The organism is Kitasatospora cheerisanensis KCTC 2395, assembly GCF_000696185.1.
Taxonomy (GTDB): Bacteria; Actinomycetota; Actinomycetes; order Streptomycetales; family Streptomycetaceae; genus Kitasatospora; species Kitasatospora cheerisanensis.
On record NZ_KK853997.1, the window covers coordinates 754994 to 778417 of the forward strand.

At 74.3% G+C, this 23424-nt stretch carries 18 protein-coding genes; 8 read left to right on the plus strand and 10 right to left on the minus strand.

What is annotated here, in order from left to right:
* From KCH_RS03340 to KCH_RS03355, 4 genes are all read left to right on the plus strand, one after another.
* Nucleotides 1–1409 (plus strand): glycoside hydrolase family 15 protein (locus KCH_RS03340; RefSeq protein WP_051652689.1); only part of this gene is annotated, 1409 nt, incomplete at its 5' end.
* 112 nt (nucleotides 1410–1521) lie between these two features.
* The gene (locus tag KCH_RS03345; RefSeq protein ID WP_035870625.1) at nucleotides 1522–1950 is read left to right on the plus strand and encodes a GntR family transcriptional regulator; all 429 of its coding nucleotides are present in this window, start codon (nucleotides 1522–1524) and stop codon (nucleotides 1948–1950) included.
* Between the two features lie 8 nt (nucleotides 1951–1958).
* The gene (locus KCH_RS03350) at nucleotides 1959–2939 is read left to right on the plus strand and encodes an ABC transporter ATP-binding protein (protein WP_051652690.1); all 981 of its coding nucleotides are present in this window, start codon (nucleotides 1959–1961) and stop codon (nucleotides 2937–2939) included.
* Nucleotides 2936–3973 carry a hypothetical protein gene (locus tag KCH_RS03355; protein ID WP_157031869.1) on the plus strand — a complete coding sequence of 346 codons (1038 nt, stop codon included), beginning with the start codon at nucleotides 2936–2938 and terminating at the stop codon, nucleotides 3971–3973. Before KCH_RS03350 ends, KCH_RS03355 begins: the two co-directional genes overlap by 4 nt.
* Before the next feature lie 70 nt (nucleotides 3974–4043).
* Here KCH_RS03355 and KCH_RS03360 read toward each other — a convergent pair whose 3' ends face one another.
* A complete protein-coding gene (locus KCH_RS03360; RefSeq protein WP_035858785.1) occupies nucleotides 4044–5528 on the minus strand; it encodes a SulP family inorganic anion transporter in 1485 nt (494 codons plus the stop codon).
* Between the two features lie 187 nt (nucleotides 5529–5715).
* Nucleotides 5716–6336, minus strand: coding sequence for a hypothetical protein (locus tag KCH_RS40885; protein WP_035858789.1), 621 nt, complete (start codon nucleotides 6334–6336; stop codon nucleotides 5716–5718).
* Between the two features lie 424 nt (nucleotides 6337–6760).
* Here KCH_RS40885 and rox point away from each other — a divergent pair, with 424 nt between their 5' ends.
* Nucleotides 6761–8194: a rifampin monooxygenase gene (gene rox, locus KCH_RS03370; RefSeq protein ID WP_035858792.1), complete on the plus strand. Its 1434-nt coding sequence runs from the start codon at nucleotides 6761–6763 to the stop codon at nucleotides 8192–8194.
* Between the two features lie 223 nt (nucleotides 8195–8417).
* Nucleotides 8418–8897, plus strand: a complete 480-nt coding sequence (locus KCH_RS03375; RefSeq protein WP_035858795.1) for an HAD family hydrolase — start codon at nucleotides 8418–8420, stop codon at nucleotides 8895–8897.
* Nucleotides 8898–8949: 52 nt separating this feature from the next.
* Here KCH_RS03375 and KCH_RS03380 read toward each other — a convergent pair whose 3' ends face one another.
* From KCH_RS03380 to KCH_RS03415, 8 genes are all read right to left on the minus strand, one after another.
* On the minus strand, nucleotides 8950–10032 hold the full coding sequence (locus tag KCH_RS03380) for an aldose epimerase family protein (protein ID WP_157031870.1): 1083 nt from the start codon (nucleotides 10030–10032) through the stop codon (nucleotides 8950–8952).
* A gap of 121 nt (nucleotides 10033–10153) precedes the next feature.
* Entirely contained in the window at nucleotides 10154–11659 is a 1506-nt protein-coding gene (gene araA, locus KCH_RS03385; protein WP_035858798.1) for an L-arabinose isomerase, read from the minus strand.
* Between the two features lie 13 nt (nucleotides 11660–11672).
* Nucleotides 11673–12344 carry an L-ribulose-5-phosphate 4-epimerase gene (locus KCH_RS03390; RefSeq protein WP_035858800.1) on the minus strand — a complete coding sequence of 224 codons (672 nt, stop codon included), beginning with the start codon at nucleotides 12342–12344 and terminating at the stop codon, nucleotides 11673–11675.
* Between the two features lie 6 nt (nucleotides 12345–12350).
* On the minus strand, nucleotides 12351–14036 hold the full coding sequence (locus KCH_RS03395) for a ribulokinase (RefSeq protein ID WP_035858803.1): 1686 nt from the start codon (nucleotides 14034–14036) through the stop codon (nucleotides 12351–12353).
* 107 nt (nucleotides 14037–14143) lie between these two features.
* Nucleotides 14144–15115, minus strand: coding sequence for a galactofuranose ABC transporter, permease protein YjfF (gene yjfF, locus KCH_RS03400; RefSeq protein ID WP_035858806.1), 972 nt, complete (start codon nucleotides 15113–15115; stop codon nucleotides 14144–14146).
* Nucleotides 15112–16206 (minus strand): ABC transporter permease, encoded by a 1095-nt coding sequence (locus KCH_RS03405; protein ID WP_035858809.1) that lies wholly within the window; start codon nucleotides 16204–16206, stop codon nucleotides 15112–15114. Before KCH_RS03405 ends, yjfF begins: the two co-directional genes overlap by 4 nt.
* Nucleotides 16203–17723, minus strand: coding sequence for a sugar ABC transporter ATP-binding protein (locus tag KCH_RS03410; RefSeq protein ID WP_035858811.1), 1521 nt, complete (start codon nucleotides 17721–17723; stop codon nucleotides 16203–16205). Before KCH_RS03410 ends, KCH_RS03405 begins: the two co-directional genes overlap by 4 nt.
* 105 nt (nucleotides 17724–17828) lie before the next feature.
* Nucleotides 17829–18809 carry an ABC transporter substrate-binding protein gene (locus KCH_RS03415; protein ID WP_035858813.1) on the minus strand — a complete coding sequence of 327 codons (981 nt, stop codon included), beginning with the start codon at nucleotides 18807–18809 and terminating at the stop codon, nucleotides 17829–17831.
* A 619-nt stretch (nucleotides 18810–19428) separates the two neighbouring features.
* Here KCH_RS03415 and KCH_RS03420 point away from each other — a divergent pair.
* Together KCH_RS03420 and KCH_RS03425 are read left to right on the plus strand one after the other, a co-directional pair.
* Nucleotides 19429–20460: a LacI family DNA-binding transcriptional regulator gene (locus KCH_RS03420; RefSeq protein WP_035858815.1), complete on the plus strand. Its 1032-nt coding sequence runs from the start codon at nucleotides 19429–19431 to the stop codon at nucleotides 20458–20460.
* Nucleotides 20461–20796: 336 nt separating this feature from the next.
* Complete coding sequence (locus KCH_RS03425; protein WP_035858818.1) at nucleotides 20797–23286, plus strand: glycoside hydrolase family 9 protein; 2490 nt, start codon at nucleotides 20797–20799, stop codon at nucleotides 23284–23286.
* Nucleotides 23287–23424 lie beyond the last annotated feature (138 nt).

The window sequence follows — 23424 nt, forward strand, 5'->3', positions numbered from 1 at the left end:
GCCCGGCCGAGGTCGAGGTCGCCCTGCACCTGGCCGCCGGCCCGGGCACGGACGGCACGGCCTCGGCGACGGCGTCCCGGACCGACGCCGGACACTGGTCGCTGCGCACGAAGGGCCCCCTGCGCGCCGTGCTGACGGGCCTCCCGGACGCCCGTGTCCGGGCCTGCGGCGGGCTGCACGCCGTCCTCCGCCTGCCGGCGGGCACGCACCACGACCTGGTCCTGGACCTCGCCGACCGTCCGATCGACGAGCCGTCGGATCCGGCCGCGGCCTGGCGCGCCACCGAGTCGGCGTGGGCGGCGGACGTGCCCGCGCTCACGGGGCTGCCGGGCCGGCGGGACGCGCGGCACGCGTTCGCGGTGCTGACGGGGCTGACCGGACCGGACGGCGGGACGGTGGCGGCGGCGACCACCAGCCTGCCGGAGCGGGCCGAGCAGGGGCGCAACTACGACTACCGGTACGTGTGGATCCGCGACCAGGCGTACATCGGGCAGGGCGTGGCCGCCTGCGGGCCGCATCGGCTGCTGGCCGGTTCGGTGCGGTTCGTCGCGGCCCGGCTGCTGGAGCACGGTCCGGGGCTGGCCCCGGCGTACACGGTGCGCGGCGGGCCGGTGCCGGAGTTGCGCAGGCTCGATCTGCCGGGCTACCCGGGCGGGTTCGACGTGGTGGGCAACCGGGTCCGGCGGCAGTTCCAGCTCGACGCGTTCGGCGAGTCCCTGCTGCTGTTCGCGGCCGCGGCCCGGCACGGAATGCTGGACCGGGACGGGCGGCGCGCGGCCCGGGTCGCCGCCGCGGCGATCGCCGCCCGGCACCGCGAACCGGACTCCGGGATCTGGGAGATCCACCCCGACCACTGGACCCACAGCCGCCTGACCTGCGCGGCCGGCCTGCGCGCCGCCGCCGAGGCCGGGGTCCTCCCGGCCACCGACTGCCTGCCGCTCGCCGACCGGCTGACCGCCGACGCCTTCGCCGACTCCCGCCATCCGAGCGGGCGTTGGCAGCGCTCGCCGTCCGATCCGGCGGTCGACGCGGCGCTGCTGCTGCCCGCCCTGCGCGGCGCGGTGCCGCCGGACGCCCCGGTCAGCCGTGCCACCCTGGCCGCTGTGCTGGCCGAGCTGACGGACGATCACTTCTGCTACCGCTTCCGCCACGACGACCGCCCGCTCGCGGACGCGGAAGGCGCTTTCCTGCTCTGCGGCTTCCTGGTCTCCCTCGCCCACCTCGGGCGGCACGACCTCCCGGAGGCCCTGCGCTGGTACGAACGCAACCGGGCCGCCTGCGGCCCCGCCGGCCTGTTCGCCGAGGAGTTCGACGTCCCCCAGCGCCAGCTCCGCGGCAACCTCCCGCAGTCCTTCGTCCACGCCCTGCTGCTGGAGTGCGCGGCCCGCCTCGCCCACTGCTCCGCCTGACGGCCGGAAGCGCCCACTCTCCGTCACATCCCGCTCCCACCAGGCGACTTGACGTGCCCGCACCCCTCCGACACCATTCCACTAATCAATTAGTGAAAGGGTGGTGGTGCCGGTGATCGAGTACCGCCTCGACCGGCGCAGCGGCGTCCCGACGTATCAGCAGATCGTGCAGCAGACCAGGCACGCACTGCGGCTCGGCGCCCTGCAGCCCGGGGATCGGCTGCCGACCGCGCGGGAGGTGGTGGAGCGCACGGCCGTCAACCCGAACACCGTGCTGAAGGCGTACCGGGAGCTGGAGCGCGAGGGGCTGGTCGCGCCGCGGCCGGGCCTCGGGACGTTCGTGCTGCGGTCGCTGTCCCGGCCGGAGACCGCCGAGGACGGGCCGCTGCGGGCGCAGTTGACGGCTTGGGTGGACGGGGCCCGGGCGGCCGGGCTCGACCGGGAGGACATCACGGCGCTGATGGCCTCCGTACTGGATCAGCGCTTCGAGACCGGGGCCGGCCCGGCGGAGCGGACCGCACTGGGCAAGGGGGAGGAATGACAGCAGCGATGGACGGACCGTTCGCGCTGGAGGCTAAGGACCTGGGCAAGAGCTACCGGTCCGGTCAATGGGCGCTCCGGCACTGCGACTTCACGGTTCCGGCCGGCCGGATCTGCGGCGTGGTGGGGCCGAACGGGGCGGGCAAGAGCACCCTGTTCGGGCTGGCGGCCCGGCTGTTCGCCCCGTCGGAGGGCGAACTGCGGGTGCTGGGCGAGTCGGTGCGCACCCGGGCGACGCCCGAACTGCGCGCCCGGGTCGCCCATGTGACGCAGGAGAAGCCGCTGTACCGGACGTTCACGGTGGCGGACACGCTCCGCCTCGGGCGCGAGCTGAACCCGAACTGGGACCAGCAGACCGCCCAACGCGTGGTCGAGCTGGGCGAGTTGTCGCCCACCGACCGGATCGGCGCGCTCTCCGGCGGGCAGCGCAGCCGGGTCGCGCTGGCGCTGACCCTCGGCAAGCGGGCCGAACTCCTGCTGCTGGACGAGCCGTTCGCCGACCTGGACCCGCTGGCGCGGCACGAGCTGACCGGCATCCTGCTCGCCCGGGCCGCCGAGCACGGCACCACGGTGCTGATCTCCTCGCACCTGGTCTCCGAACTGGAGGACGTGCTCGACCACGTGCTGCTGGTGCAGTCCGGGGGCGTCCGGCTGGCCGGCGATCTGGACGAACTGCTGGACGCGCACCGCCTGGTGAGCGGCCTGGCCGACGCCGAGCGGCCCGCCGGGCAGGTGGTCGAGTGGCGCGTCACCGGCCGGCAGGCCACCGGCCTGATCCGCACCGGCGTCCCCGGCGCCCCGGCGGAGCCGCTGCCCGCCCGCTGGGAGGCGACCAGGCCACGCCTCGACGAACTGCTGCTCGCCCACCTGCGCAACCCGGCCGGCACCGCCAGCCCGACCGGCACCGGCGGGCAGCCCGAGCCGCCCGCCCCGGGAACGGAAAGCGCTTGCCCGGACCGCCCTTCGACCACCCGCGAGGCCGCCGCATGAGCACCGCACAGCTGACCGCGCCCGCCGCGCCCGGCACCTCGTCCGCCCCGGCCCCGGCCCGGCGCTCCCGACTGCGCGGCCTGGCCTGGCTGGCCTGGCGGCAGAACCGCCTGGCGGTGTGGACCCTGGGCGGTGCGATGCTGCTGGTGTGCGCCGGACTGTTCGTCCTGCACTGGCAGTTCCAGGACGTGATCTCCCTGACCCTCGGCCGCTGCGCCTCCGCCAGCAGTTGGAACGACCCGGCCTGCGGCTCGCTCACCGGGGACCGCGGCGACCTGATGGACCTGTACGCCCAGGTCACGCACAAGCCCTTCTTCCTCCTGCCCGCCCTGGTGGGCATGTTCCTGGGCGCCCCGCTGCTGGCCCAGGAGCACGAGCGCGGCACCCTGCTGATGATCCGTTCGCAGTCGGTCTCGCCGCTGCGCTGGCTGACGGCGCGGCTCGCCGTGCCCGCCGTGCTGGTGACCGTCTCGGTCGGGCTGTTCGCCGCCATGAACACCTGGCTCTGGTACGACATGCACCGCCTGCGCTTCGGCGGCGACGAGGTGTTCCCGGGCTTCACCTACGCGACGATCGGCCTGGCGCCGCTCGCCTGGTCGCTGTTCGCGCTGGCCCTGGGCGTCGCGGTCGGTCAACTGGTGCGCCGCACCGTGGCGTCGGTGCTGGTGACCGGCGTCCTGGTGCTCGGGGCGCAGGTGCTGGTGCAGGCCGTCCGGGTGCACTTCGTCGCGCCGTCCGTGGCCACGTACGCGATCACCGGCGGCCGTGCCCAGCACCTCGTTCCGCCGGACGCCTGGCGCAGCGACGCCTGGCTGGTGGACCACGGGCCGGTGCTGGCCGACGGCACCCGGCTGTCGGAGACCGACTGCTTCCGCCACGGCGAGGCCTGTTCCGCCTCCGACCTGGCCTGGGGCAGCTACCACCCGCTCTCGCACTTCGCCCCGATGCAACTCGTCGAGGGCGGGCTGCTGTTGGCCGTCTCGGCCGCGCTGGTCCTGCTGGTCTACCGCCTGGTCGGCCGGACCGCCGGCTGAGCGGCCGCTGCCCGGTACCACCGTGGGGGAAAACCCCGCGGTGGTGCCGGGCGCGGTAGGTGACGGACCGTCAGGAGGAGCGGACCAGCTCGGCCTCGGGCGTGACGGTGACGGGGACGCCGCGCCGGCGGTGCTGGTCGGCCCAGGCGGTCAGGGCCTGGCGGCAGGCCGCGTCGAGGTGGGTGAGGGCGGACAGGTCGAGCTCCACCGGGCCGGTCGGGGTGACTTCCTCCAACCGGTCGACCAGGGTGGGGAGTTTGACGAAGGTCGCGTTGCCGTGCACCCGGACCACGGTGCCGGTCGGCGACTGTTCGACGTGCAGCCGGATGTGGGTGACGTCCCAGGCGGTCTTGGCGAGCGCGGCAACCAGGCCGATGGCCACGCCCTCCAGCAGGTTGAGGGTGACGATGCCGGTCGCGGTGGCGAGCAGGACGAGCGCCTCGGAGCGGTCGGCGCGCCACAGCCGCAGCCGGGCCCGGGGTGCGACCAGCTTGCCGCCCGCGTGGACCAGCAGGCCGGCCAGCGCGGCCAGCGGCACCAGGTGCAGCAGCCCGGGCAGCACCAGCGCGAACAGCAGCAGCCACCCGCCGTGCAGCACCCGCGAGGCCTTGGTCCGGGCCCCCGCCTGGACGTTGGCGGCGCTGCGGACGATCACCGCGGTCATCGGCAGCGCGCCGAGCGCCCCGGCCACCGTGTTGCCGACGCCCTGGGCGAGCAGCTCCCGGTTGTAGTCGGTGCGCCGCCCGGCGTGCATGTGGTCGACGGCGGACGCGCTGAACAGGCTCTCGGCGGACGCGATCAGCGCGAACGTCAGCACGGTGCCCCACACCTCGGGCCGTCCGAGCAGCGCGAACTGCTCGGCGCCGGGCGGCTGGAGGGTGCCGAGCAGCCCGTCGACCCGGACGGTCGGCACCGGCAGGTGCAGCAGCCGGACGGCGGCCGCGGCGAGCACCACGGCGACCAGCGGGCCGGGCAGCAGCGCCAGCCGGCGCGGGACGTGCTTCCACAGCACCAGGACGGCGATCACTCCGGCGCCGACGGCGAGCGAGGCGCCGCCGCCCGCGGTGCCGACCGCCCGGACGGCCGCGGCGGGCAGCCCGCCCAGGTCGGCAAGCGCTTTCCCGCTGCCCCGGCGACCCAGCAGCACGTACGCCTGGGAGGCGATCAGCACGATGCCGATGCCGGTGAGCATGCCCTCCACCACGGCGGAGGAGACGGCCCGGAACCAGCGGCCCAGGCGGAGCAGCGCGAGCAGCACCTGCACCAGGCCGGCGGTCAGCACGAGCAGGCCGAGCGCGGGCAGTCCGAAGGTGGTGACGGCGGAGTGGACCAGCACGGTCAGGCCGGCGGCCGGCCCGCTGACCTGCAGGCTGCTGCCGGGCAGCGCGCCGGCCACCAGGCCGCCGACGATGCCGGTGACCAGGCCGAGTTCGGCGGGCGCGCCGGAGGCGACGGAGACGCCGACGCAGAGCGGGACGGCGACGAGGAAGACGGTGATCGAGGCGGGCAGGTCGGTGCGCAGCACGGCGCGCACCCGGGTGGCGTTCCAGGGCATGGCGGGTCCTCGGACGTAGCAGTGACGGGGACTTCCGGTGGTGCGGGCACGGCCTCGTCCCCGGGCGGCCCGTCAGGGGCGCCGGAGGAGGGCGTGCGGGAGGACGTGCGGGAGGGCGCGACGCGAGGGCATCGCGGCGCGGCGCGGCGTACGGGCGGTGACGGTGGCAGGTGGTGGTGACCCGGCGTCAGGTCCGGTCGTGGCGGGCCCGGTTGCAGGGCCGGTCGTGGCGGGCCCGGTTGCAGGACCGGTCGTGGCGGGCCCGGTCGCAGGGCCCGTCGTGGCGGGCCCGGTTCAGGTGCGGCGGCGCGGTCGCGCTTCCACCCGGGCTCTGCCGGCTGCTCCGACGCCGGCTCCGGCGCGGGCCCGGCCCGCGGTGGCGGGCGGGTCGGGGTGTCCGCTCAGCAGCGGAAGACCTGCAGGGCGGCGGGCCCGACCGGGCGGACGGCCGGGCCGGTCCGCCGGCGGTATCGGGCGGCGTGCGCGGGGCGTCGGGTTCGACGACCCGGACCGCGGAGCGGCGGGCGAAGCCGGGGCAGGCGGCGAATCCCGCCGCGGCCCGGGAGGTCCGGAGCGTTCCGGGCGTCCGGGTGTCGTGGCGCTCGGGCGAGGAAGGGGCGGTGGAGCCGCGGCCGCGTTCGACGCTCTCCGGCTCCTCCTCCACCGTGCCGCCGGCCGGGCCGACCGTGGGGACCGGTCGGGGCGCCGACACCGGGTGGTCGGCCGGCTGACCGACCGTCAGGCCGACCAGGAGGGCCGCGAACAGGGCGGCGAGCAGCAGCCCGATCGGCAGCACGGCTCTGCGCATCCCCGCCCTCCCCGGCTCGCGTCCGGCCGGCTCCCCGCCGTCGGACCTGATGTGCCGTCATGGTATCCGGGCGGTCACCGTGGGTGTGCGGCTGTGGGCGCTCTGCCGGGGTCTCGGCCACGGTTTGTCCGGTTCCCGGCCGCGCACACGCCGCGCACACGCCGCACCCGGGGGCGGTGCCCCGTCGCCCCGCGCCGGGGCGGCGGGCCCTGCCGCCGCGCCGGGCGCGGAACCGGGCGCGGGAACAGCAACGGCAGGGCGGTCCGGCCGCTCCTGCCACTCTCAAGCTATAGCGCGACGGGGGGCTTGTGGCAAGGCCCGGGTGGTGGCGCAGAATGTCCGGCCGAGGCCGGGAAACGCGCGGGACGCGCAGAACGTCCCGGTTCTGACGGAAAATCACTTGCCGGGCGATTTCGGAGGATTGATGATCGACGTGCTGGTGGTCGGCGGCGGGCCGACCGGGCTGATGCTGGCGTGCGAGTTGCGGCTGCACGGGGTGGAGGTGGTGGTTCTTGAGCGGCTGACGGGTCCGACCGGGGAGTCCCGCGGGCAGGGGTTGCACGCGCGCAGCGTGGAGGTGATGGATCAGCGCGGGCTGCTGGAGCGCTTCCGCGCGGCGGGTCCGGAGTTCCGCGCGGGCGGGCTGTTCGGCGGCGTGGTGAAGGACTGGCCGGAGGGGATGGACACGGCGCATCCCTACGGGCTGGCGGTGCCCCAGCCGGCGACGGAGCGTCTGCTGGCGGAGCGTGCCGAGGAGTTGGGCGTCGAGCTGCGGCGCGGTTGCGAGGTGGTGGGTCTGGCGCAGGACGAGGAGGGCGTGGAGGTCACGACGGCGGACGGCTCGCGGCTGCGGGCGCGCTGGCTGGTGGGCTGCGACGGCGGGCGCAGCACGGTGCGCCGGCTGGCGGGTGTGGCGTTCCCGGGCGAGCCGGCCCGGGTGGAGACGCTGCTCGGGCAGATGCCGGCGACGGAGGATCCGGAGCGGATCGCCGAGGTGGTGGCGGAGGTCCAGCGCACCCAGCTGCGCTTCGGCCTGCAGCCGCTGGGCGACGGGCAGTACCGGGTGCTGGTGCCGGCCGACGGCGTGTCGGAGGATCGGGCGGCGCCGACGCTGGAGGAGTTCCGGCGGCAGCTGCGCGCGGTGGCGGGCACCGACTTCGGTGTGCACTCGCCGCGTTGGCTGTCCCGCTTCGGCGATGCGACGCGCCAGGCGGAGCGGTACCGGGTGGGCCGGGTGCTGCTGGCGGGCGACGCCGCGCACATCCATCCGCCGACGGGCGGCCAGGGCCTGAACCTGGGCGTGCAGGACGCGTTCAATCTGGGCTGGAAGCTCGCCGCGGAGGTCGACGGGTGGGCCCCGGAGGGGCTGTTGGACTCCTACCAGGCGGAGCGCCACCCGGTGGGTGCGTCGGTGCTGGCCAACACCCGGGCGCAGATCACCCTGCTCGGCACCGACCCGGGCGCCGCCGCGCTGCGCGAACTGTTCTCCCGCCTGATGGACTTCGCCGAGGTGAACCGTCACATCACGGGCGTCATCACCGCCGTGGACCTCCGCTACGACTTCGGCGAGGGCCCGGAGTTGCTCGGCCGCCGCCAGCGGGACGTCGTGCTCGCCGACGGCCGCCTGTACGACCGGATGCACACCGGCCGCGGTCTCCTACTGGACCGCACGGGCCGCCTGTCGGCCGACGACTGGTCCGACCGGGTCGACCTGGTCCGCGACGACTGCCCCGAACTGACCGCCCCCGCCGTCCTGTTGCGCCCGGACGGCCACGTGGCCTGGCTCGGCGACGCCCAGCCCGGGCTGACCGCCGCCCTGACCCGCTGGTTCGGCGCCCCGTCACCCCGCGTCCGCTGACCGGCCTGTGACGGGTCGTCGGCTCCGCCCCCGCCCGGCGGAGTCGGCGGCTCGCCGGAGCGTTGCCGTCACCCCCAGGGGTGGATCAGTCACCTTGGGTACGGAAACGCGGTAAGCGGACGGTCGGACGGGACTCATCCCCCACGAGCCGGTCAGCAGCCGGCGCCGATCGCGCGGCCCTGCCGGGGGCGCGCCTCTCGTGAACGTGAAGGGGACAGCTCCCATGACTGTCGTTCCGCTCGACCCCGCCTCGCCCGCCTCGCACGCCGTGGGCATCGACTTCGACCAGACGCTGGTGGCGCACGACCACGGCTGGCAGGACGGCCGGATCTACGGCAGGCCGATCCCGGGGGCGATCGAGTCGCTGCACGCGCTGAACCGGGTCCGCTCGGTGTTCATCATGACCGCCCGCCCGCGCCGCTTCCACCCCGCCGTGGCGCGCTGGCTGAACCGGTACACGGGCCTGGAGACCATCGTCGACGAGGACCCGGAGCGCGCCTACTGGCAGGGCGACTGCCTGCTGGTGACCAACAAGAAGCTGGGCGCCGCCGTCTACATCGACGACCGGGCGATCCGGTTCACCGGCGACTGGGTCGCCGCCCTCACCGACGCCCGCCGGGCCATCGGCCTGCCACCCGTCCCGCACCGCACCGCCCGCAACCCAGAGGCCGGCCTCGCCCACCGCTTCCCCGATCGCTGCTGACACCCCGTCGGGCCTCCCCGGCACGGCGTTCGCGGCGGGCGGCGCGCGGCGGTCAGCGTCCGGCGGTGAGCCGGTAGACCGTGGTGGAGCGGTACTCCTCGCCGGGGCGCAGGACGGTGCTCGGGTAGCCGGGCCGGTTCGGGGAGTCGGGGAAGTGCTGGGTCTCCAGGGCGATGCCCGCGTACGCCCGGTAGGGGCGGCCGGAGCGGCCGGTGACCGAGCCGTCGAAGAGGTTGCCGGTGTAGACCTGCAGGCCCGGTTCGGTGGTGCGGCACTCCAGGCGGCGGCCGCTGGCCGGGTCGGTGAGGACGGCGGCGGTCCGCAGGCCGGTGCCGTCCAGCACCCAGGTGTGGTCGTAGCCGGAGCCGGCCGGCCCGAGCTGCGGGTGACGCAGTTCGAACCGCTCGGCGAGGACGCGGGGTTGCCGGAGGTCGAACGGGGTTCCGGCGACGGGTGCGACGGGGCCGAGCGGGATCAGGTCCTCGTCGACGGGGAGGTAGCCGGAGCCCGCGACCCGCAGCACGTGGTCGAGGACGGTGCCGCTGCCCTCGCCGGCGAGGTTGAAGTAGGCGTGGTTGGTGAGGTTGACGACGGTGGGCGCGTCGGTGACGGCCCGGTACTCGATGCTCAACTCGCCGCGGGCGTCGAGCAGGTAGGTGACCTCGGCGGTCAGCGCACCGGGGAAGCCCTGGTCCCCGGCGGGGCTGTGCAGGCGCAGCCGGACGCCGACCCGGCGTTCCTCCCGGACGGGTTCGCCGTCCCACAGCCGGGTGGCGTAGCCGTCGGGTCCGCCGTGCAGGGTGTGGCCGGTGTCCTGGGTGGCGAGTCGGTGGACGGTGCCGTCCAGGGGCAGCAGGCCGCTGGCGACCCGGTTGGCGTAGCGGCCGACGGTGGCGCCGAAGTAGGCGGCGGCGCCGGACAGTTCGGTGACGCCCACGCCGCCGAGGACGACGTTGGCGCGGAGACCGTTCCGGTCGGGCGCGTGCAGGGCGTCGAGCCGGGCGCCGAGGCTGAGCACCTCGGCGAGGACGCCGCCGGGGGCCCCGAAGGTCCAGCGGGTGATCGGCCGGCCGTCGGGGAGGGCGGCGATCTCGGCCTGGGCGACCCTCAACCGGGCGGGTGCTTCCAGCGACACGGGGGCTCCGTTCGGCGTGCGGACAGGCAAGAGACGGGCATCAGGCGGGCGGGAAGGACGGGAAGGACGGGACGACGCCCGCGGGCGGGCAGGCGTCGGCCCTGCACGGGGTGACGGTCGGTCAGATGCGCTGGGCGAGCCGGTGGTAGGCCTGGTTCCAGCGCAGTTCGCGAGTGAAGGCCCGCATCGAGGTGTCGGCGTCGATGACCACCAGTTCGGTGGCGAGCATCTCGGCGAGGTCGTCGAGTTCCTCGGTGCCGAGGGCCGCGGTGAGCACGGTGTGGTGGGGCGCGCCGGCGGTGAGCCAGGCCTCGGTGGAGGTGTGGAGGTTCGGCCGGGGCTGCCAGACGGCGCGGGCGACGGGCAGTTCGGGGAGCGGTTCGGCGGGCTCGACCACGTCGATCTCGTTGGCGACCAGGCGGAACCGGTCGCCGAGGTCGGCCAGTCCGACGACGACGGCGGGGCCGGGCTCGGCGTCGAAGACCAGGCGGACGGGGTCCTCCCGGCCGCCGATGCCGAGCGGGTGGATCTCGCAGGACGGGGTGGCGGCGGCGATGCTCGGGCAGACCTCCAGCATGTGCGCGCCGAGGATCAACTCCCTTCCGGGCTCCAGGTGGTAGGTGTAGTCCTCCATGAAGGAGGTGCCGCCGGGCAGGCCGCGGGCGGCGGTCTTGAGGGTGCGCAGCAGGACGGAGGTCTTCCAGTCGCCCTCGCCGCCGAAGCCGTAGCCGTCGGCCATCAGGCGCTGCACGGCGAGGCCGGGGAGCTGGCGCAGCCCGCCGAGGTCCTCGAAGTTGGTGGTGAAGGCGCCGAAGCCGCCGTCGGTCAGGAAGCCGCGCAGGCCGAGTTCGATCCGGGCGGCGTAGCGCAGCGAGTCGTGGCGTTCGCCGCCCTGGCGCAGTTCGGGGGCGAGGCGGTACAGCTCCTGGTACTCGCGGACGAGCTGGTCCACGTCGGCGTCGGCGGTGGCGTCGACGGCGGCGACCAGGTCGTTGACGCCGTAGGTGTTGACGGAGACGCCGAAGCGCAGTTGGGCCTCGACCTTGTCGCCCTCGGTGACGGCGACGTCGCGCATGTTGTCGCCGAAGCGGGCGAGTCTGAGCGCGGCGAGGTCGGCGCGGCCAGCGGCGGCGCGGGACCAGGCGGCGATCCGGCGGGCCACGGCGGGGTCGCCGACGTGTCCGGCGACGGTCTTGCGGGCGACGCCGAGCCGGGACTGGATGTAGCCGAACTCCCGGTCGCCGTGGGCGGCCTGGTTCAGGTTCATGAAGTCCATGTCGATGGTGGCCCACGGCAGGTCGCGGTTGGCCTGGGTGTGCAGGTGCAGCAGCGGCTTGCGCAGCGCGTCGAGGCCGGCGATCCACATCTTGGCCGGGGAGAAGGTGTGCATCCAGGCGATCAGGCCGACGCAGGAGTCGTCGGCGTTGGCCTCCAGGCAGATCCGGCGGATCGCGTCGGCGTCGGTGAGGACGGGCTTCCAGACCGGCCGGACCGGCAGGCCGGCGCGGGTGAGCTGCTCGACGACCTGCCGGGACTGCTCGGCGACCTGCTGAAGGGTGTCGGGGCCGTAGAGGCCCTGGCTCCCGGTGAGGAACCAGATCTCGCGTCCGGCGAAAACCTCGGTCACTGCTGGTACTCCTTCACTGGGCAGCGGGGCGCTGGCCGTAGACGTTCCGGTAGCGGAAGTTGAGGCGGTCGATGTCGTCGGCCGACAGCGGCTGGGGTTCGCCGAGCTGGCGGGCGAGGTGCACGGTGCGGGCGACGTCCTCGCACATGACGGCGGCCTTGACGGCGGCCTCGGCGTCCTCGCCGATGGTGAACACGCCGTGGTTCTTCATCAGGACGGCGGGCGAGCGGTGCCCGTCGAGGGTCTCGACGATGCCCCGTCCGATGGAGTCGTCGCCGATCAGGGCGAACGGGCCGACCGGGATCTCGGCGCCGAACTCGTCGGCCATCGCGGTCAGGACGCACGGGACGGCTTCGCCGCGGGCGGCCCAGGCGCTGGCGTAGGTGGAGTGGGTGTGGACCACGCCGCCGACGTCGGGGCGGTGGCGGTAGACGTAGGCGTGCGCGGCGGTGTCGGAGGACGGGGCGTGCTCGCCCTCGACGACGTTGCCGTCCAGGTCGCAGACGATCATGTTCTGCGGCGTCAGCTCGTCGTAGCGGACGCCGCTGGGCTTGATGACCAGCAGGTCCCGGCCGGGGACGCGGGCGGAGACGTTGCCGGCCGTCCACACCACCAGCTGGTGGCGGACCAGTTCCTGATGCAGGTCGGCAACCTGACGGCGGATCAGGTCGATGGGCTCGCTCATGGGGTGTCAGTCCTCGCTGTCGTGGCTGAGGGCGGCGTTGCGCAGCCGGCGCAGGCGGTGCAGCAGCAGGTCGGGGCCGGTGCCGAAGTGCTCGTGCAGCAGGCGGTACTCGGCGTACAGGGCGTCGTAGGCGTCGGCGCGGGCCTGGTCGGGCAGGTAGGCGTGGCGCCGGACGCGGCCCATCGCGGCGGCTGCGGCGCGGACGTCGGGGTGGGCGCCGGCCGCGACGGCGGCGTGGATCGCGGAGCCGAGGGCGGGGCCCTGTTCGGAGACGGCGATGGAGACGGGCCGGCGCAGCACGTCGGCGTGGATCTGCATCAGCAGGGCGTTCTTCTTGAGGCCGCCGGTGACGACGAACTCGTGGACGGGGACGCCGCCCGCCTCCAGGGCCTCGACGATGACGCGGGCGCCGTAGGCGGTGGCCTCCAGCAGGGCCCGGTAGACGTCCTCGGGGGTGGTGGTCAGGGTCAGGCCGGCGATGACGCCGGACAGGTGGTGGTCGACCAGGGTGGAGCGGTTGCCGTTCATCCAGTCCAGTGCCACCAGGCCGTGGGCGCCGACGGGTTGGGCGGCGGCCTTGCGGGTGAGCAGCTGGTGGGCGTCCTCGCCGGCCGCGGCCGCCTCGGCGAGGTACTCGGCGGGCAGGCCCTGGCGCAGCCACCAGGCGAAGATGTCGCCGACCGCGCTCTGCCCGGCCTCGTAGCCCCAGGCGCCGTCGACGATGCCGCCGTCGACGACGCCGCAGATGCCGGGGACGTCGGCCGGGGCCGGGCCGTTGACGACGTGGCAGGTCGAGGTGCCCATGATCGCCAGCAGCCGGCCGTGGTCGACGGCCTGCGCGGCGGGCGCGGCGACGTGCGCGTCGACGTTGCCGGCGGCGACGGCGATGCCCTCCGGCAGGCCGGTCCAGGCGGCGGCCTCGGCGGTCAGCGAGCCGGCCCGGGAGCCCAGCGGCGCGAGCGGGTGCTCCAGCCGGGTGCGGGCGAAGTCCGCGAACTGCGGGTGCAGGGCGGCCAGGTACTCCTCGGACGGGTAGCGGCCGTCCTGGAGGATCCCCTTGTAGCCGGCGGTGCAGGTGTTGCGGGACTCGGCGCCGGTCAGCTGCCAGACGATCCAGTCGGCGGCCTCGATCCAGCGCGCGCAGGCGGCGTAGACCTCCGGGTCCTCCTCCAGCACCTGGAGGGCCTTGGCGTACTGCCACTCGGCGGAGATCTTCCCGCCGTAGCGGCCGATCCACTTCTCGCCGCGGGCGTGGGCGAGGGCGTTGATCCGGTCGGCCTGGCCCTGGGCGGCGTGGTGCTTCCACAACTTCGGCCAGGCGTGCGGCCGTTCGGCCCACTCGGGCAGCTCGGCGAGCGGGGTGCCGTCCGCCAGGGTCGGCAGCACGGTGCAGGCGGTGAAGTCGGTGGCGATGCCGATGACGCGGGCCGGGTCGACGCCGGCGGCGGCGAGCGCGGCGGGGACGGCGGTGCGCAGCACCTCGCGCCAGTCCTCGGGGTGCTGAAGGGCCCAGTCCGGGGGGAGCCGGCGGCCGGTGCCGGGCAGCCGGTCCTCGATGACGGCGTGCGGGTAGGTGTGCACGGCGGTGCCGAGTTCCTCGCCGTCACGGGTGCGGACCACGACCGCGCGCCCCGACAGGGTGCCGAAGTCCACGCCGACGACGTAGTGCTCCGGCTCGTGGGGGGAAGTCATGCTCACTGTCTCTTCCTTGGCATGGGTGGGGCGGGGACGGTGTGGGGCCGGCGGGCGGCGCGCCCGGGTCCGCGCGGGGCCGGCGGATGGTCAGCGCCGGCGGGCGGTCAGCGCCGGCGGCCGGTGATCAGCCGCTGCAGGACGATGAAGACGAACAGCAGGGCGCCGATGACGATCCGGGTCCACCAGGAGCTGAGGGTGCCCTGGAAGCTGATCACGGTCTGGATCAGGCCGAGCACCAGCACGCCGAGCAGGGTGCCCAGCAGGTAGCCGGAGCCGCCGGTCAGCAGGGTGCCGCCGATGACGACCGCGGCGATCGCGTCGAGTTCCAGGCCGACCGCGTGCAGGCCGTAGCCGGACAGCATGTAGAAGGTGAGCAGGACGCCGCCGAGCGCGGAGCAGAAGCCGCTGATCGCGTAGACGGTGGTCCTGGTGCGCTGCACCGGCAGTCCCATCAGCAGGGCGGACTGCTCGCTGCCGCCGAGCGCGTACACGTTCCGGCCGAGCCGGGTGTGGTGCAGGACCACGAATCCGGCGGCGACCACCAGCAGGGCGATCAGGGCGCTGGGCGAGACGAACAGGCTGCCGAGCGGGATCCGGGTCTGCGCCATCGCGGTGTACTGCGGGTCGGTGATGGAGATCGACTCGATGCTGATCGTGTAGCACAGGCCGCGGGCCAGGAACATGCCGGCCAGCGTGACGATGAACGGCTGGATCTCGAAGACGTGGATGATCCAGCCCATCAGCCAGCCGCCGGCGGTGCCCATCAGCAGCACCAGCGGGATCACCAGCAGCGGCGGCCAGCCGTGCCGTTCGACCAGCCAGGCGGAGACCATGGTGGACAGCGCCACCACCGCGCCGACCGACAGGTCGATGCCGCCGGTCAGCACGACGAAGGTCATGCCGACCGCGACGACCAGCAGGAAGGCGTTGTCGATCAGCAGGTTGAGCACGACCTGGCCGGAGAAGAAGCCGTCGTACTGCACCGAGCCGACGCCGAACATCGACACCAGCAGGACCGCGGTGACCAGCAGGGGGATCTGCCCGCGCAGGCGGGCCGTCAGGGCGTGGACGTTCATGCGCCGACCTCCCGGTCGGTGGGGGCCGCGACGTACGGCCGGTCGGTGGTGCGCCGGACGCGGCTGCCGCGGGCGGCGAGCTTGGCGCGGAAGACGGGCGACTGGACCAGGCAGACCGCGATCACCACGAAGGCCTTGAACACCAGGGTGGTCTCCGGCGGGACGCCGATGGTGTACACGGTGGTGGCGAGGGTCTGGATGATCAGCGCGCCGAGGACGGTGCCGCCGATGGAGAACCGGCCGCCGTTCAGCGAGGTCCCGCCGAGCACCACCGCGAGGATGGCGTCCAGTTCGATCCACAGCCCGGCGTTGTTGCCGTCGGCGGCCGAGACGTTGGAGGAGACCATCAGGCCGGCCAGCGCCGCGCACAGGGCGCTGAACACGTAGACCAGCGCGATCAGGCGGGTCGCCCGGATGCCGACCAGCCGGCTGGCCACCGGGTTGCCGCCGACGGACTCCAGCAGCAGGCCGAGCGCGGTGGAGCGGGTCAGCAGTACCGCGGCCAGTACCACCGCGGCGGCGAGCAGGACCGCGAACGGCACGGTCAGCCAGTAGCCGCCGCCGATCAGCTTGTACGGGTCGCTGGTGACGGTGATGATCTGGCCGTCGGTGATCAGCTGGGCCACGCCGCGGCCGGCCACCATCAGGATCAGGGTGGCGATGATCGGCTGGACGCCGGCCCTGGCCACCAGCAGTCCGTTGACGGCGCCGAGCAGCACGGCGGCGCCCAGCGCGATGCCGAGGGCGGTCAGCACGGTGCCGAGGCCGCCCGGGTCGGTGGACTCGCTGATGTGCAGGCAGGCCAGGGCGCCGGCGATCGCGACGGTGGAGCCGACCGACAGGTCGATGCCGCCGGTGGCGATCACCAGGGTCATGCCCAGGGAGACCAGGATCAGCGGGGCGCCGAAGTGCAGGATGTCGATCAGCGAGCCGTAGAGGTGGCCGCCCTGGAGGCGGACCGCGAAGAAGTCGGGGGTGAAGGCGAGGTTGGCGACCAGGAGCACGGCCAGGACCGCGGCCGGCCAGAACAGCCGGTTCCGGGTCACCGCTTTCACCGCCCCCGCCCGGTCCGCCGCCGGTGTCGTGCTCATGGGTGCGCTCCGCTCGCGATGGTGGCCATGACGTGCTCGGGGGTGAGCTCGCCGTCGTTGTCGAGCCGGGCGACCATCCGGTGGTCGCGCAGCACGCCGACCCGGTGGCTGAGCCGCAGCACCTCCTCCAGTTCGGCGGAGATGAACAGCACCGCCATGCCGTCCTCGGCGAGGCCGGCCACCAGCTTCTGGATCTCGGCCTTGGCGCCGACGTCGATGCCGCGGGTGGGTTCGTCGAGGATCAGCAGCTTCGGGTCGGTGATCAGCCAGCGGGCGAGCAGCACCTTCTGCTGGTTGCCGCCGCTGAGGTTGCGCACCGGCGCCTCGGGGTTGCCGGGGCGGATGTCCAGGGCGCGGATCCAGCGCAGCGCGTACGCGTCCTGCGCGGTGCGCGACAGCGGGCGGGTCCAGCCGCGGGAGGCCTGCAGGGCCAGCACGATGTTCTCGCGGACCGTCAGGTCGCCGATCAGGCCCTCGGTCTTGCGGTTCTCGGAGCAGAACGCGATGCCGCGGGCGATCGCGTCGCGCGGGCCGCGCAGCGCGGTGACCGCACCGTCGATCCGCAGCGTGCCGCCGTCGCTCCGGTCGGCGCCGAACAGCAGCCGGGCCGCCTCGGTCCGGCCGGAGCCGAGCAGTCCGGCCAGGCCGATCACTTCGCCGGGCCGGATGTCCAGCTCGTACGGCTCGACGGCGCCGCGCCGGGTCAGCCCGTCGGCCTGGAGGAACGCCGGGCCGGCCGGTGCGGTGCGTTCGCGCCGCTTTCCGCCGCCGAGCTGGTCGAGTCCGGCCAGTTCGGCGCCGATCATCCGGGAGACGAGTTCCATCCGGTCCAGTTCGGCGGTCAGGTACTCGCCCTCCAGCCGGCCGTTGCGCAGCACGGTGGTCCGGTCGCAGATCTCGTAGATCTGGTCGAGGAAGTGCGAGACGAACAGGATCGCCACGCCTTGGTCGCGCAGCCGCCGCATGACGGCGAAGAGCCGCTGCACCTCGTCGCGGTCCAGGCTGGAGGTCGGCTCGTCCAGGATCAGGACCTTGGCGGAGACGGCGACCGCGCGGACGATCGCCACCAGCTGCTGGACGGCGATGGAGCAGCTGCCCAGCGGCGCGGAGACGTCGACGTCCAGGTCCAGTTCGCGGACCAGTTCGGCGGCCCGGCGGCGCATCGCCGCCCAGTCGACCAGGCCGAAGCGGCGGGGTTCGCGGCCGATGAAGATGTTCTCCGCGACCGACAGGTTCGGGCAGAGGTTCACCTCCTGGTAGACCGTGCTGATGCCGGCCTGCTGGGCCTCCAGCGGCCCGCCGATCCGCACCGGCCGGCCGGCCAGCAGCACCTCGCCGCCGTCCGCCCGGTGGACGCCGGTGAGCACCTTGATCAGGGTGGACTTCCCGGCGCCGTTCTCCCCCATCAGGGCGTGCACCTCGCCGGGGAAGAGCCGGAAGTCGACTCCGTCCAGCGCCACCACCCCGGGGAACTCCTTGCGGATCCCCCGGACTTCCAGGACCGGTTGCTGCCGCACCCGGCTCTCCTCTCGTGTCTCCCGGGCCGGGCCGCCCCCCGGCGGTCCGGTCCGGCCGTGCGGGGCCGGACCGCCGGCGGGACGGCCCCGAACGGCGGGGGCGGGTCAGTACTGGCGGTTGGGCAGGGCCGCGGTGGCCTGGTCGGGCGTGAAGGTGCCCTCCTCGGTCTTGATCCGCCGCGGCACCTGCTCACCCGCCTTGACCTTCTTCGCCAGGTCCATCAGCTGGTCGCCGAGGAGCGGGTTGCACTCGACGTCGTAGTTGATCTTGCCCTGGCTCATCGCGGTGAAGGCGTCCTTGACGCCGTCCACCGAGACGATCTTGATGTCGCTGCCGGGCTTCTTGCCGGCCTCCTCGATCGCCTGGATCGCGCCGAGCGCCATGTCGTCGTTGTGCGCGTACAGCACGTCGATCTTCGGCTGGGACTTCAGGAAGGCCTGCATGACCTCCTTGCCCTTGGCCCGGGTGAAGTCCCCGGTCTGCGAGGCGACCACCTTGAACTTCGGGTCGGCCTTGACGACGTCCGCGAAGCCGGACTTGCGGTCGTTGGCGGGCGCCGAGCCGGTGGTGCCCTCCAACTGGACGATGTTCACCGGGCCGGCGGCGGACGCGTACTCCTTGACCAGCCAGTCGCCCGCCTTCTTGCCCTCCTCGACGAAGTCCGAGCCGAGGAAGGAGACGTACAGCGACTCGTCCTTGGAGTCCACCGAGCGGTCGGTCAGGATCACCGGGATGTGCGCGTCCTTGGCCTCCTTGAGGACGGTGTCCCAGCCCGACTCCACCACCGGCGAGAAGGCGATCACGTCGACCTTCTGCTGGATGAACGAGCGGATCGCCTTGATCTGGTTCTCCTGCTTCTGCTGCGCGTCGGAGAACTTCAGCTCGACCCCGGCCTTCTTCGCCGACTCCTGGATCGACTTCGTGTTGGCCGTGCGCCAACCGCTCTCGGCGCCGACCTGGGAGAAGCCCACGACGAGCTTGTGGCCGGAACCCTTGCCGGCGGAGCCTGTACCGCCGGAGCCACAGGCGGTGAGGACCGCGACCATCGCACCGGCGACCAGGGCCGCCGCAGCTCTCTTGGACATGTGGGGACTTCCTCTCGGGGTGGTCGATCGCACGGACGGCGGCACCGGCCGGCCTTCGGGGAGGGGGCTGGGCGACCGGGGCGGGGCCGGGGAGGGCGCACTGTTCCGGCCGTGTGAACGCGGTGTGGCGGCGCTGTTCCGCCGAGGGAGATTGTTAGCGCTCACATTCCTGGCCGACAACCCAAGTCACCGCCCGTTACCCAATCTTGACCCGCCGTCGGACCGCCCGGATCCGGCCGCCGCCGGGCTTTCCGCAGGTCGGGCGAGTGCCCGCCGCCGCCCCCGCCCGCACCGCCGCGCCACCGCCGCCGGACAGGCCGCGGCCCGGCGGTCGCCGCCCCTCCTTGACACCCCTTCCCCGCCGGTGCTTCCCTCCCAGGCACAGCACCGGCCCCGGGCCGGTTGTGAGCGTTCACAGGACGCCGGCCGGCCCTCCGGCCTGCCCCGGCACGCCCCTTCCGAGCCCCCGCACGGCCCCGGCCCCGCATTGTGAGCGTGAACAGACCGAACGGGTACCCTTCTGACGCGCCGGCACGTGACGTCACCACCGCTCTCCCCGCACCGCACGGGGCTGACCGGCCGCCCGGCGCACGTCCGCGGTCGGCGAGGGAGTGGAACGTTGGGGACCGAAACGGCCGGCCCGGAGACCCGGCAGCCCGTGATGGCGGACGTCGCGAAGCTGGCGGGGGTGTCCCACCAGACGGTGTCACGGGTCCTCAACGGCGCCCCGCACGTCCGCCCGGGCACCCGGGACCGGGTGCTCGCCGCGATCCGGGAGCTCGACTACCGGCCCAACTCGGCGGCCCGCGCCCTGGTCACCCGCCGCTCGCAGACCCTCGGCGTGGTCAGCTTCGAGTCCACCCTCTACGGGCCCGCCTCGATGCTGGACGGCATCGAGCGCGCCGCCCGCAGCGCCGGGTACTTCGTCAGCGTCGCCAGCCTGCGCTCGCTGGACAGCCGCTCCGTCCAGGAGGCCGTCGACCGGCTCCGCGACCAGGGCGTCGAAGGGATCGTGGTCGTCGCGCCGCAGACCTCGGCCGTCAGCGCCGTCGCCAAGGTCACCAGCTCGGTGCCGGTGGTGGCGGTCGGCTCCGGCACCCGCTCCAGCATCCCCGCCGTCACGGTCGACAACCGCTCCGGCGCGGAGACCGCCACCCGGCAGCTGCTCGACCTCGGCCACCGCACCGTCCACCACCTGGCGGGCCCGGTCGGCTGGCTGGAGAGCCAGGACCGCCAGGAGGGCTGGCGCCACGCCCTGAAGGCCGCCGGCGCGACCGCGCCGCCCGTGGAGGCCGGCGACTGGAGCGCCCGGTCCGGCTACGAGGCCGGCCAGCGGATCGCCCGGCTGACCGAGGTCACCGCCGTCTTCTGCGCCAACGACCACATGGCCCTCGGCCTGCTGCGCGCCCTGCACGAGAGCGGCCGCTCGGTGCCCGGCGAGATCAGCGTGATCGGCTTCGACGACATCCCCGAGGCCGCCTACTTCATCCCCCCGCTCAGCACCGTCCGACAGGACTTCGGCGAACTCGGCCGCCGCGCGCTGGAACTCCTGGTGGCCGAACTCGGCGGAACCGGCCACCCGATCCCCCGGATCCGGATCACCCCCGAGCTCGTCCTCCGCCGCAGCGCCGGCCCCGCCCGCCGCACCTGACCACCGTCCCGCCCGGCGGCGGTGCGCTGTGCCCGGTCCGCCGCCCCGGCCGACGGCGCGTCACCCGCGCTCCCGGGCCGCGCCGTTCCGACCGCCGCGGATTCGCGCCGCCGGGTGCGCGAACCGACCGGGAGCGGCTCCGGGCCGACCCGCCGCGGTCCGCGAGCGCACCGGGCCGCTTCGCGCGGCGCCCTTGCCGAGGAGCCCGTCCCGCCCCACCTGCCGTCAACTCCGTTCGGGCCGGAGCCTCTTGACGTTCCGTCCACCCGGCTGGCTTCATTGGGACGCATGGGAGCGCTCCCACCCACCACTCCCCCCACAGGAAGGCCCCCACCCGTGCCTCCGTTCCTCTCCGGCCGCAGGCTGCCCCGGCGCGCGGCCGCCGTGCTGACCGGCCTGGCCCTCGCCGCCGGCGGCCTCACCGCCGCCGTGTCCGTCCCGGCCACCGCCGACGCCGCCACCACCACCGCCGCCGTCGGTGCGGCCACCGACTTCCCGGTCCGGGTCAACCAGCTCGGCTACCTGCCGGACGGCCCCAAGCGGGCCACCGTGGTCAGTTCGGCGACCGCCCCGCTCGCCTGGCAGCTGCGCGACTCCTCCGGTGCGCAGGTCGCGGCCGGCACCACCACCGTGCACGGCGCCGACCAGGCGTCCGGCCAGTCCACCCACCTGGTGGACTTCGGCGCGTACACCGGCGCCGGCAGCGGCTTCACCCTGGTCGTCGGCGGCCTGGCGAGCCACCCGTTCGACATCTCGGCCTCGCTGTACGACGGCCTGCGCGCCGACAGCCTGAACTTCTTCTACCAGCAGCGCAGCGGCATCGCGATCGACGCGGCGCTCGCGGGCGGCAGCGCGTACGCGCGACCCGCCGGGCACCTGGGGGTGGCGCCGAACAAGGGCGACACCAGCGTGCCGTGCCAGACCGGGGTGTGCGACTACCGGCTGGACGTCCGCGGCGGCTGGTACGACGCCGGCGACCAGGGCAAGTACGTGGTCAACGGCGGCATCGCGACCTGGGAGCTGGTCAACTCCTTCGAGCGGGCCCGCCGTTCGGGCGGCGACGCGGCGCTCGGCGACTCCACGCTGCGGGTGCCCGAGCGCGGCAACGGGGTGCCGGACGTACTGGACGAGGCCCGCTGGGAGCTGGAGTTCCTGCTGCGGATGCAGGTCCCGGACGGGAAGCCGCTGGCCGGGATGGCCTTCCACAAGATCCACGACGCGCAGTGGACCGGCCTCCCGACCCGTCCCGAACTCGACGACCAGCAGCGCGAGTTGCACAAGCCGTCGACCGCGGCCACGCTCAACCTGGCCGCCACCGCGGCCCAGTGCGCCCGGGTCTACGCGCCGTACGACTCCGCCTTCGCCGCCCGCTGCCTGGACGCGGCCCGCCGCGCCTGGACGGCCGCCCGGGCCAACCCGAACGTCCTCGCCCCGCCGAGCGACAGCACCGGCGGCGGCGCGTACGAGGACGCCGACGTGTCCGACGAGTTCTACTGGGCGGCGGCCGAACTCCTCGCCACCACCGGCGAGTCGCAGTACCGGGACGCGGTCACCTCGTCCCCGCTGCACACCAAGCCGGTGGACGCCTTCTGGTGGGGCGGCACCGCGACGCTCGGCCGGATCACCCTGGCCACGGTGCCCGGGGTGGCGCTGCCCGCGGACGACGTGACCCGGCTGCGCGGCCTGCTGACCACGGCGGCCGACGGCTACCTGTCCACCATGGGCGAGGGCTACGCGGTGCCGCTCGCCGCCGACGCCTACGTGTGGGGCTCGAACAGCTCGGTCGCCAACAACGCGATGGTGATGGCCGTCGCGTACGAGCTGACCGGCGCCACCCGCTACCGCACCGGCGCGCTGGAGACGATGGACTACCTGCTGGGCCGCAACGCCCTGGACCGCTCCTACGTCAGCGGCTACGGCGAGCGCGCCTCGGAGAACGAGCACCACCGCTTCTGGGCGCACCAGAACGACGCCTCGCTCCCGCACCCGCCGGCCGGCTCCTTCGCGGGCGGCCCGGACGCCGGTCTCGAAGACCCGGTCGCCAAGGCCCAGTTGGCGGGCTGCGCACCGGCGGCCTGCTACCTCGACGACATCGGCTCGTACTCCACCAACGAGGTGGCGATCAACTGGAACGCCTCGCTGGCCTGGCTGTCCGCGTTCGCCGCCGAGCGCCGCGCGACCCCGGCGACGCCGGCCGTGCAGGTCGCCCCCGCGGCGGTGACCGTCCCCGAGGGCGGCTCCGCGACGGTGGCGGTGAAACTTTCGGCCGCGCCCGCCCAGGACGTCACGGTGACGGTCACCCGCACCTCGGGCGACACCGACCTGTCGGCGACCACCTCCTCGCTGGTCTTCACCCCGGCCAACTGGGCCGCGGCGCAGCAGGTTTCGCTGTCCGCGGCGCAGGACGCGGACACGGCGGCGGGCAGCGCGGTGTTCACCGTCGCCGGCCCGGGCGTCCAGTCGGCGACCTTCACGGCGACCGAGGCGGACGACGACACCGCACCGCCCGCGGCGTCCTGCGCGGTGGCGTACAAGGTCGACAGTTCGTGGAGCAACGGCTTCACCGCGACGGTGACCGTGAAGAACACCGGCACCTCGACCGTCTCCGGCTGGACCCTGGGCTGGAGCTTCGCCGGTGACCAGCGGGTCTCCAACGGGTGGAACGCGACGGTGTCCCAGACCGGCGCCGCGGTGACCGCGCGGGACGCCGGGTGGAACGGCACCCTGGCGCCCGGCGCGAGCGCGAGCTTCGGCTTCCAGGCGACCTACTCGGGCAGCAACGCGACGCCGACCCGGTTCACCATGAACGGCGCCGACTGCGCCTGAGCGCCGCCGGCCGCCGGCCCCGGGTAACTTTCACCGGAGCCGGCGGCCGGGCCGCCCGGATCCGGCCCGGCGCTGCGCGGAGTATTGACAACCCGTAGCGCCTGATACACATTTCACCGGGGCAACCGTGGATCGGCG